The organism is Fulvivirga ligni, assembly GCF_021389935.1.
Lineage (GTDB): Bacteria > Bacteroidota > Bacteroidia > Cytophagales > Cyclobacteriaceae > Fulvivirga > Fulvivirga ligni.
Map to the genome: position 1 here is coordinate 2,534,305 of NZ_CP089979.1, position 12,780 is coordinate 2,547,084.

2 protein-coding genes (1 of these 2 only partly in view) are annotated in these 12,780 nt (G+C 38.5%); both read left to right on the forward strand.

Annotation, left to right across the window (positions count from 1 at the left end):
• Window positions 1–9,687, forward strand: coding sequence for a non-ribosomal peptide synthetase (locus tag LVD16_RS11080; RefSeq protein ID WP_233774007.1), 9,687 nt, complete (start codon window positions 1–3; stop codon window positions 9,685–9,687).
• Window positions 9,684–12,780 carry the beginning of a non-ribosomal peptide synthase/polyketide synthase gene (locus tag LVD16_RS11085; protein ID WP_233774008.1) on the forward strand. It continues 16,331 nt past the right edge of the window, so only the first 3,097 of its 19,428 coding nucleotides appear in the window; the start codon lies at window positions 9,684–9,686; its stop codon lies off the right edge, out of view. Before LVD16_RS11080 ends, LVD16_RS11085 begins: the two co-directional genes overlap by 4 nt.

Sequence of the window (12,780 nt, forward strand, 5' to 3'; positions counted from 1 at the left end):
ATGGAAGAATTATTATTGAAATTAAAGCAGTTAAACATTCAGCTGGCTGTCGAAAATGACAGCTTGAAACTTAATATTCCGGAAGGTGTAGATAGCCCGGAGTTGCTTCATGAAATAAAAGAAAATAAATATGATTTAATAGAATTTATTTCAAACAGAAAGCAGCGAAAACCTTCAAAAGGTATAGGGGATATGGGTGATGTTAGAAAATCTTCTAGTCTTAAGCTTACTCCACAGCAGACCCGATTGTTTATTCTGCAGGAACTTGATAGGGATTCTACCGCCTACAACCTTCCTCAGGCATATGAGATAAAAGGCTTTTTAGATAAGGCGCGCCTGCAGGATACCTTCAAGAAAATTATCAGTAGGCATGATAGCTTGAGAACAAGGTTTTTGCTGAATGAAGACAAAGCACCTGAGCAGCACGTGCTTGATGACGTACCATTCTCTATAGAATATTATAAGGCTATAGAGAGCGAAGTAGAGAATATAATGCGTGAGTTTGTTAGACCGTTTGACCTCTCTACAGCTCCTCTTATAAGGGCTGGATTGATAGAAGTTGGTGAAGGTTGCGCAATACTTCTAATCGATCTTCATCATATTATATCTGATGGAACTTCGCAGCAGATACTTGTTCAAGACTTTGGAGCAATTTATAATGGAGTCGATCTTCCGGCAGTAGATTTGCAATACGGTGATTACGTTAATTGGTATTACAGTACATCAAATCAAGCTGATATTGCTGATCAGCGTGCATTTTGGTTGAAAGAATTTTTTGGATATCAGAACCAGCTATTTCTTCCTACCGATTACATGCGGCCTAAACAGTTAACTTTTGAAGGGAAAACAGAATATTTCACCATAGGTAATACACAATCCAATTTCTTAAGAAAAATAGCTCGAGGCTCTAACACTTCTTTGTTTTCTATATTAATATCTTTCTACAGTATTCTACTTTCTAAACTTTCGGGAATCACTGATTTGGCTATAGGTACTCCTGTGGCTGGTAGATCGCATAAAGATCTTGAAAAGATATTAGGAATGTTTGTTAATACTTTATCACTACGCCTGACGCCTCATGGAAATATTAATTTCATAAATTACTTAAAGGCGGTAAGTAGAAAAACAATCTCCTCTTTTGAAAATCAGGAATATGCATATGAGAATCTATTGCATGACTTGGATTTGGATAGACATGGTGATGTAAATCCACTGTTTAATACGCTTATGGCTCTCAATAATATTAGAAAAGAGAACTCCTCAATAAGTGGACTTAATATCAGACCCTTTGAGGTGGCCAAATCCACAGCCAAGTTTGATTTATCTTTTTATTTCACAGAAAATGGTGAATCAATAGATTGTGCTATCGAATACAAGACTCAACTTTTTAGTAGTGAATCAATTAAGAGATTCTTCAATTATTTTACTAATCTCATTGATCAGGTGATGGATAATGATCAGATTTTACTGAAAGACTTATCACTTTTAAGTGATGCCGAATGTAAAGAGCTGATCAAAAGGAATGATTATTCAGATATCGGATATCCTCTCTCGGATACTCTTATCACAATGTTTGAAAGGCAGGTTTCCCTAACACCGAAGAAAGTGGCATTAGTGATGGATGATGATACAATAACCTATTCTGAACTGAATAGCAGAGCTAATCAAATTGCCTTCGAATTACGGTCTAGAGGTATTGGTCGTAATGATATCGTGTGCCTGCTATCAGGAAAAACTATGGAAACGGTGGTGCAAATGCTTGGGGTGATCAAATCAGGGGGTGCCTATCTTCCAATAGATATTACATATCCTGAAAATCGTATTCGATACTCTATTGAGAACAGTGGAGCAAAGTTGATCCTTCTAAACAAGGAATTTACTTCACTTGTAAATGGAGTGAAGTCAGAGTTGTTGTATACGGATAATATAAACCACGTAGAGCGTTTGGAAAACCCTCAACATATCAATAGTCCCACAGATCTTTGCTATGTATTATATACTTCCGGAACAACAGGAAACCCGAAGGGAGTCATGATTCAGCATAAAAATGTGGTCCGTTTGCTATTTAATGATGCCTTTCAATTTAACTTTTGCTCAACCGATGTATGGACTATGTTTCATAGTCACTGTTTTGATGTGAGTGTCTGGGAGATTTACGGTGCACTGTTAAGGGGAGGGACACTTGTAGTGGTGGCTCCGGAAGAAGCCAGAGATCCTTCAGTATATCTCGAAATAGTGCGAAAGCATGAAGTTACCGTGCTTAACCAGACGCCAACGGCATTTTATAATCTTGATGAAGTTGTAAAATTGCAGGATATAACTTTACCGCATATTAGGTATGTAATTTTTGCCGGAGAGGCCCTTCTTCCTGCCAAACTTAAAAATTGGAACAATATACATCCTAGCTGTAAGCTAGTAAATATGTACGGCATCACGGAGGTTACGGTACATATGACCTATAAGGAGATTGGAGTTGAGCAGATTAAACATAGCATAAGTAATATAGGAAGGCCACTTCCAACAGGCTCAATCTATCTGCTGGATGAACATAAAAAACCAGTGCCTCCAGGGATTACAGGAGAAATATTCGTTGGTGGACACGGTGTTGGGCGCGGATATTTAAATAACGATGAACTCACCTCTTCTCGTTTTATTTCAAATCCATTTAAATCGGGTGACATATTATATCGATCTGGAGATCTAGCTCGAATGATAGGTGGTGGAGAGTTGGAATATCTTGGTCGTTCTGACCATCAAGTTCAGTTAAAGGGGTTCAGAATAGAGCTAGGAGAAATTGAACATCAGTTAGTTCAAAATGAGTATATTGAACATGCTGTAGTGTTGGCCAAAAAGGATGAAATTGATGATCAACCTTTCCTTTGTGCCTATGTGGTAGGAACAAAAAAGCTGGAAACAGAGTACCTGCGAAATTATCTCTCGGCGAATCTGCCTTTTTACATGATTCCAGCATATTTTATGCAGGTAGAGAGTATTCCGTATACTACAAACAATAAGGTAGATCGATCCAAATTACCGGCACCTGCTTCGGCTGAATTAGATAATTATGTTGCTCCTTTAACAACAGATCAGGAGATTATGGCATCCTTATGGATGAAAAGACTGTCTGCAAGTAGGGTAGGTATTAGAGATAATTATTTCTCACTGGGCGGAGATTCTCTAAAAGCAATTGGAATTATTTCCGAAATCAATGAAAAGCTGGGTGTGAACCTTACTATTGCTGATATCTACTCGCATCAAACTATTGATGAACTAACTTATCTGATCAATAAATCAGTCAATAAGGATCAGAAAAACTTAGCGGAATTGGCTTTAGATGTCATTCATAAATTCGAAAAGAAATACAAAGCAGCAGGCCTTTATAAGGAAATATATGAAAGTGTATACCCTATGAACGGTGTGGAAAAAGGGATGGTCTATTATTCTTTAAAGAAGGCTGCTGAGGAAGAGGATATTCATAAAATTATCTATCATGAGCAGAATATTTATCCAATTCCCTTCGGATCATTTGATTTTTCAGTTTTTAAAGAATCACTTAATTTACTGGTAAAAAAGCATTCCACCCTCCGGAAAATCTATGACCTTGATTATTTTGCACATATCGTCTTAGAACATGCCGAGCCAGAGTTGAGTTATCTTGATCTATCGGGGTACCCTTCCAATATGCAGGAAAGAGCAATTAAAGAAAGAATGCATGAGGAAAAGATCAGAGGAACTGAACTTTCATTATCACTTATATGGAGAATGTGTGTGATTAAGGTGTCTGATTCACGTCATTATCTTTTATTCGATTTTCATCACTCTCTGTTTGACGGGTGGAGCTTATCAACGTTCATGACGGAATTAAATAATACCTATCTTAACCTACGATCCAATTCTCAATATATTCCTGAGCTACTGCAGGTTGCATATCAGGATCAAATACTGGCTGAAGTTGCAGCAACCTATAATGAGGATAGTGCTGAATATTGGCGACAGGAGCTTGAAGATTATCATCGTCTTCAATTTGCCAATACAGGACTTGCACATAAATATAATCATGACTTCTATGACTTGGGTAATGATCTTCGTCAGGAGTTAATGGTGGTGGCGACTCAATTCAATTCTAGTTTTAAGCATTTGTGCTTTGCAGCCTATATATATGTGATGAAAATGATCACCTCTACAAACGATGTTGTTCTTGGAATCGTCACTAATAATAGGCCGTTGGTTACAGACGGAGAAAAATTGTTGGGATGCTTCCTTAATACTATTCCTTTCAGAGCACAAATGAAAGAAGGTATGTTGTGGAGTGAATATATCGAGTATATAGAAAGCAAATTAAGGAATCTTAAAAAGCATGAAAAAGTGCCTTTTAATGAGATCTTGCAAATGATTAAAGAGCCTGTCGGTGACCAGAATCCTATATTTGACACATCATTTAATTTCGTTGATTTTCACGTTTTTAAAGAAATGATCCAGGATGAATCCGTTACGGAAGACCATGGTTTCCAGCTTGATAACTATGTTAATAATAATACACTTTTTGATTTACACGTATTCGCACATAATACTGGCTTTCAGACAGGGTTAACCTATTCTACAACCATCATTGATGAATCATTATCCTTAAGAATATACAAATATTTTAAAAACGTACTGACTGCCTTTGTACACTTCAGAGACCAACCGATGGATCAAAATACAATTTTGCCAAAGCATGAAATGCAACAGCTAATTAGTATGAATGAAGCATCTATTTTTAACCATTCTTCTGGGTACAACTCGCTAATAGAGCGATTTAAGGAACAAGTGGCGGCTCAGCCAGAGAAAATAGCTATTAAATTCGGTGATCAGTCAATGACATATACTGAACTGGACAGTCGCTCTAATCAGGTTGCAAGAAGTTTACGTGAAGAAGGAGTTGGTAGAAACATAGTGGTGGCTCTGCTGATGGGGAAAACTATGGATACCATCATAGGGATGCTGGGGATTTTGAAAGCAGGAGGAGCATACTTACCTATTGATGTTATATACCCTTCGGAAAGAATAGCTTACATGCTTGAAAATAGTGGAGCTAATATTGTCCTTACAACCGGAGAGTATGAAAACGTGATTAAAAGAGACGATTTAACAAAGATTTGTATTGAGGAAACGATGGATTTTGATGATTCTATGGTAGAATATATCAATACTCAGCAAGATCTTTGTTATATAATTTACACCTCAGGAACAACAGGCAGGCCAAAAGGAGTAATGATCGAACATCGTAATGTGCTACAATTGTTCTTTAATCAGGCACCTGTATATGATTTTAATGAAAAGGATGTATGGACTCTCTTTCATAGTCATTGTTTTGACTTTAGTGTATGGGAAATGTATGGTGCTTTACTTTATGGAGGAACACTAATTATAATTCCGGCCGAAATTGCAAAAGATCCATCTGCCTTTTTGGATATAGTTTGTACTCAAGGTGTGACTGTATTGAACCAAACACCGTCCGCATTTTATAAGTTATCAGATGAAGCCAGGGTTTCTTCAGCTCAGTTGCCTAAACTCCGGTATGTTATTTTCGGAGGGGAAATGTTAACACCTGCAAAACTCGCCTCTTGGAAATCTGATTTTCCAGATACCCGACTTATTAACCAATATGGTATTACGGAAACTTCAGTTCATGTTACATTCAAGGAACTACAAGAAAGGGAAATTGAAGCTAACACTAAAAGTATAGGTAGACCGCTGCCGCTTACATCGATATACCTTTTGGATAAAGATATGAAACTTGTGCCTCAGGGTGTAATAGGTGAAATGTATGTAGGTGGTGCAGGTAAAAGTAGAGGTTACATTAATAACGAAGCATTAACTGCATCAAGGTTTATTGATAATCCTTATCGAAAAGGAGAGAAGTTGTATAGTTCGGGAGACCTTGCACGGGTTTTAAATGATGGTGAATTAGAGTACCACGGCCGAAGTGATCATCAGGTACAACTTCGAGGATACAGAATTGAGCTTGGAGAGGTAGAAAATAGGTTAGAAGCTATTCCTGAGGTAAGCAAAGCGCTGGTCGTAATATGTGGTGATGAGGATAATAAGAAGCTTATAGGCTATCTTGCTGGTAGAGAACATTTGGCCCACAGTATAATAAAATCACAGTTAGCATCACATCTTCCAGAGTATATGATCCCGTCTGGTTATGTGTGGCTAGAGTCTTTTCCACTTACATCAAACGGAAAGATTGATAGTAGTTCATTGCCAGACCCAGATTTAACAAAAGACAAGGCATACGTATATCCTAGGAATGAAACTGAAGAAAAGTTATTGTCAATCTGGGCTGACATACTCGAACTAAACAAAACAAAAATTAGTGTTGAGACAGATTTCTTTGAACTGGGAGGCCATTCTATCACAGCCATTACACTCGTAAATAAAATTGCAGAATTATTTTCAGTAAGGGTGCCCTTAAAGGACTTTTTTTCCTACAGAACTATTGCTCAGCTGGCCGATCTAATTCCGAAACTTGAAAAAGAATTATTCATCTCAGTTGGAAAGGCACCGATTCAGGAGTATTACCCACTGTCATCAGCTCAGAAAAGAATGTATTTTCTGTTTGAATTTGACAAGTTTTCCACGGCGTATAATACTCCTACAGTATTTGAGATAATAGGTAAACCGGATGAAAGGCGCCTTGAATCTGCTCTGTTTTCTTTAGTGAAACGGCATGAGAGCCTTCGTACGACTTTTAAACTTATAAATGATCAGCCGGTTCAGCAGATAAACACAGGTGACGAGTTTACCATGGGTAGAAAACTAAGTACTGCTGAAACTCTTGCAGAGGATATTCGAAGCCTGGTACAACCTTTTAATTTGAATTCCGATTATCCGATTCGTACATGTCTGCTGAGTCTTTCTGATAAAAGGCAATTCCTGTTTGTGGACATGCATCACATTATCAGCGACCTGTTATCCAGAAATATTCTTATTAGAGATTTTATATCAGCTTATCATGAAGAGCATCAGGCACCTCTCCATCTGCAATATAAGGATTATGCGGTATGGCAGCAGAGTGAATATGTTCATCGAATAATGGATGAACAAAAGGCTTTCTGGATCTCAGAATTTACCGAAGGTGGATATCAGGTAAATCTGCCTGCAGACTATTCTCGACCATTAATGAAGAGTTATCAAGGGGCTTCGGTTGATTTTGTAATAGATAGTGAAATTACAACCGGATTAAAAAAGCTTGCAGAAAATACGGAAGCCACTCTGTTTATGGTAGTTCTTTCTGCATATAATATACTGCTTAGCAAAATGGCCCGTACTCAGGATATAGTGGTTGGCTCACCGGTATCCGGGCGGCAACACACCGACCTTGAGGGAATTATAGGTATGTTTGTTAATACCTTGGCCATCCGTAATCAGGTTGAAGGGGGGCTTACCGTACAGGGTTTTGTGAAGGAAGTACGTGAAAAAACTCTAAAATGCCTTGAGAATCAAGGTTATCAATATGAAGAGTTAGTAGATGAACTGAAGCTCAATCGTGACACAAGCAGAAACCCACTTTTCGATGTGATGTTTGTGTTTGAAAATGCTAATGATGGCACCTTTGAAACAAAGGACTTTGCACTAAAGGGCTATACAAGTGATGAACATACTTCCAAGTTCGACTTGACTTTATTTAGTATTGAGAAAGGAGATAAATTACAATGCAGCTTCCAGTATTATTCAGCAATTTTTAAAAAAGAGACAATCAATACACTTATTGATTGTTTTCAGACGCTGCTTAGACAAATTGTTGATTTCCCAGAAAAGGCAATATCTGAGCTGCATTTACTAGAAAGGGAGTCACAACTCCGGTTGATAGATCAGTTTAACGATACTATTTGTCCTTATAAGGGTAAACCAACCATTCATTTATGGTTTGAAGAACAAGCAGAGAAAACCCCGGAAGCTTTTGCACTAACCTTTAAAGGTGAGTCAATTACTTACAAAGACCTCAATGAGCGAGTCAATAAACTAGCTCGTGCTCTTAGGGCACGAGGGGTTAGACACAATGTAGTAGTTGGACTTATGGTGGAACGCTCCGTTGAAATGATTACATCATTGCTTGGTATAATGAAGGCGGGAGGGGCATATCTTCCTCTAGATAAAAGTCATCCTGAAGATAGGATAATTGGTATGATCGAAGACAGTGGTATGCAACTGCTACTTACAGATACAATACCCAAATCCTCATTAACATCATGCGTAGACTGCATCAATGTAAAAGAATGGAATGTTTCAAAATTTGATAAAGAAAACCCTCGATATCCTGGTAAAAGTGAGGATCTGGTTTACGTTATTTTCACCTCTGGTTCCACTGGAAAACCTAAGGGAGCAATGCTTACGCATGGCAATCTTACCAATCTACTAGATTTTCATATCAACCACATTGGTCTTGATGGTTCATCTGTATTACAATTCACTACTATGACTTTTGACCCTTCATTCGTGGAGATATTTTTAGGCTTGCTAACTGGCGGGGTGGTACATTTGATCGATGAGGACTTAGCTCGTGATTTTTCGAAGTTGACCTTGTACATTCAACAAAATGAAATTTGTACAATTTTTATGCCTTCGTCTTTGCTGAACCAAATATTCAATTCTGGTCACTATCAAGACCAGTTGCCCAATACACTCAGACACATAGTGACAGCAGGTGAGCAAGTTGTTGTGGGGGAGCTGTTTAAAAAATATTTGAAAGAGAATAATATTTACTTACATAATCATTACGGACCGGCAGAGACTCATGTGGTAACAAGTTATATGGTTGATCCTGAGGGAGAAATACCTTCAATGCCCTATATTGGAAGGCCCATTCAAAATACCCAGATTTACATTCTTGATGAACAAATGCAACAGGTGCCAGTTCATGCCGCTGGTGAACTTTACATTGGAGGTGAACAAGTTGGTAACGGATATATTGGAAATAAGGAACTTACTACCAGTCGCTTTATAGAAAACCCTTTTAAGCCAGGATTTACACTCTACCGTACTGGTGATCTTGCCTGTTGGAAAGCTGATGGAAATATTGAATTTCTAGGAAGGATAGATCAGCAGTTGAAACTTAACGGTGTGCGTATTGAGCCAGGGGAGATTGAAAGCCAAATTAATACCATAGAGGGCATGGTAGAATCTGTGGTAATCCTTAAATCTGTCAGGGGTGATAAGACATTAGTAGCCTATTATATTTCTGAAAGAGATATTTCTGTTAGAGAGATAAGATCACATTTGATGGATAAATTGCCAATGGTTATGGTCCCCAGCTTCTTTATCAAAGTAAGTGAGATGCCTGTAACCTCGACCGGAAAACTACATCGTGCCAGTTTGCCCGATCCGGAACCCGAAATTGCTGTTGAATATATAGCGCCAGCCAATGAAATAGAGGAAGAACTTGCGGCCTTGTATGCAAAAGTGTTGAATCTGGATGATAATAAAGTGAGTACAGAAATTAGTTTTTTTGAAATGGGGGGACACTCTTTAAAGGCCATTACTCTTATAAACGGAATTAGCCGCGCATTTAATGTAGAAATTGCACTTAGGGAAGTGTTTAGTAAGCAAACTATTAAAAGATTGGCTGATTACATTATTACCGTAAAGCAGCTTGATATAACCAAGGAAGATGGTGAGGAGATAACCAAGATAATTATATGACGATTGACGAATATATAACCGAACTGAGACAAAGAGATATAATTGTTCAGGTACGGGATAATCAACTTGAGGTGAAAGCTTCTAAGGAACTTCTTACTCCGCAGGTGGTTGGCGAACTCAGAGAAAAGAAAGATGAAATACTTGATTTTTTCCTTAAGGTGAATAATAGGAAAATTTCAGATCCCATTCTTCCTGCGGCTCCACAACCTTACTATGCTTTGTCAGCGGCGCAACATCGTATGTATTTTCTCTATGCTTACGAACGAGGGGCAGTGGCATATAATATGCCACACATCCAAAGGTTGGGCGCCTCTCTTGATGCAGATCAGTTGAGATATGCATTGAAGGAACTGGTAGTGCGTCATGAGATATTACGCACTAGCTTTGAAGAGTATGAAGATGATGTTGTGCAGGTTATTCATTCAGGATTAGACTTTGAAATAGAAGAGTATAGTTGTACAGAAGAAGGAGTGTCTACTGCAGTAGATAATTTCATTCGCCCTTTTAAACTGGAATTTAGCTCTTTTCGGGCAGGTTTGATTAACGTTGATAATGGTGACTATATATTACTCATGGATATGCACCATATTATAAGCGATGGTGTATCTGATGGAATATTACTGGATGATTTGGTAAAGCTGTATAGAGGAGAGTCGCTTTCCCCAGTCCGGCTTCATTACAAAGATTATTCAGAATGGCAGCAGAATGAGTCACAGCAGACTTTGCTTTCAAAACAAAAGTCATTCTGGCTCAATACTTACTCTGATTTAGTAAGCCCCTTGGAGCTTCCATTGGATTATGAGCGTCCGGAAGAGATGAATTATGATGGAGGTTTCCAAAAGTATACTCTTAGTAAGAAACTTAGTTCTGGTCTTCGTTTACAATCACAGGAAACAGGACACACCCTGTTTATGACATTCTTGTCCATTTTTAATATTTTTCTGGCAAAGGTGTGCAATCAGGAAGATATAGTAGTGGGCACCCCTGTAGCGGGTCGTCAGCATCCAGATCTGGAAGATGTTGTTGGACTGTTTGTAAATACTCTGCCTTTAAGAAACCATGCTACTGGAACTCTAAGTTTCCAATCCTTCCTTAAATCAGTAAAATCAAGGGTGCTACAAAGTTTTGAGAATCAAGGCTACCCTTATGAAGAGTTGGTAGATGTTCTGCATATACCCCGATCAGTGAACCGCAACCCTTTGTTTGATGTACTATTTAACTACCAAAATCTGGAAGGGCATACAGTAGATTTTGATGGTTTGGATATTATTGGCCAAGAAGCCAGTTCCCATATCATATCCAAGTTTGATTTGAGTCTGTCAGTTTCCGATGTAGGAGACTGTTTTCAAATGGAATTTGAATATAAGAGTTCATTATTTTCACCCTCCACGATAGATCGTTTTATGGGGTACCTTGAGCGAATCATATCCTCCGTATTATCAGAGCCGGGTATTCTGTTGCAGGATATAGATATTTTATCGTCTAGAGAACGAGAGGAGTTACTTGATGATTTTAGTGGTCAGGAATTTTCACATCCTATAGATAAAACAGTTTTAGATTTTTTCAAAAGTCAGGTATCCCAAACTCCAGATAACATAGCGCTAATTTATGAAGATATACAGCTAAGTTATAAGGAGCTTGATGATCGGACGAATCAATTGGCTAATTATCTAATTGAGAGAAAAGGGGTTAATATTGAAGATGTTGTAGGTATTTATCTTCGTCGCTCTGAAGAGATTGTCATAGCGATGTTAGGTATCTTGAAATCAGGGGGATCATATGTGCCAATTGATAATGAGTACACTAACGAGCGTGTAAACAAGATTATAAAGGAATCGGGAGCTGGGTGCATCATTACCGATATAGAGGTTGAGATGCTTGAAGGTTTAGATGTTATTTACATAAAAGAAGATCCGATAATTTCAGAGTCTCCATCGACTGCACCTAATGTTTCCATTTCATCCTCGTCATTGGCTTATATAATTTATACTTCAGGTAGTACTGGAGTTCCGAACGGAGTTTTGATAAGCCATAATTCCCTTTTGGATTACAGTCTGACTTTTAAGGAATATTTTTCAATAACGGCGGCTGATCGTGTTATTCAGCAGTCCTCCATAGCTTTTGATACTATAGTTGAAGAAGTTTTCCCAGCTCTTTTATCAGGTGCTTCGATTATTGTTATGCCTAATGGAGGAAGAGATATTGACTACCTGAAGAACTCTATACAGAATCATGGGGCTAATGTTTTAAGTACTACTCCTTTGGTTCTTAGTGAATTAAATACCAGTGCAGCTGAACTTCAGAACTTACGCTTGATTATAAGCGGTGGAGATGTCCTTATTCCTACTTACATTGATAGGCTGATGAATTTTTTTCCTGTTTATAATACTTATGGTCCATCCGAGGCAACCGTTTGTATAACATATAACAGAATTAATAAATTATCTGATACATCCTTAATCGGCAGGCCGGTATATAACCACCGGGTTTATATAGTTGATAAGTATGGTAAGCTGTGTGTGCGAGGTTCTGTGGGGGAGTTATGTGTAAGCGGACCAGGATTAGCCCGCGGCTACCTAAACAACCCTTCTCTCACACAAGATAAATTTGTAGATAACCCTTATGGATCAGTAGGAGATCGGATGTACCGCACGGGAGACCTAGCCCGGTGGGGTTCAGACGGTGTTCTGGAGTTTATGGGTCGTGTAGACGATCAGGTTAAAGTTCGAGGCTACCGTATAGAGCCAGGCGAGATAGAACACCAGCTACTGTTACATCCATCTATAGACAGTGCAGTAGTTGTAGCACAGGGAGAGTCAGAGAAGTACCTTGTGGCTTACTATGTATGCTCCTCAGATGTGTCCTCATCAGATCTTAGAGGTCATTTGCAATCAGTTTTACCTGATTATATGGTTCCTCCGCATTATGTACATTTATCACACTTACCTCTTACTTCCAGCGGGAAGGTAAACAAAAGGGCGCTGCCTATCCCAGATCTTACAGAAGGATCAGACTATGAAGGTGCATCCACGGCCCTGGAGAGTCAGTTGGTAGAGGTTTGGTCAGAAGTATTAAAGTTACCCGCGGCAGATA

Excerpts from the sequence above, each read along its gene's own strand:
- LVD16_RS11080 (WP_233774007.1), top strand. The coding sequence starts at position 1 with ATGGAAGAATTATTATTGAAATTAAAGCAGTTAAACATTCAGCTGGCT.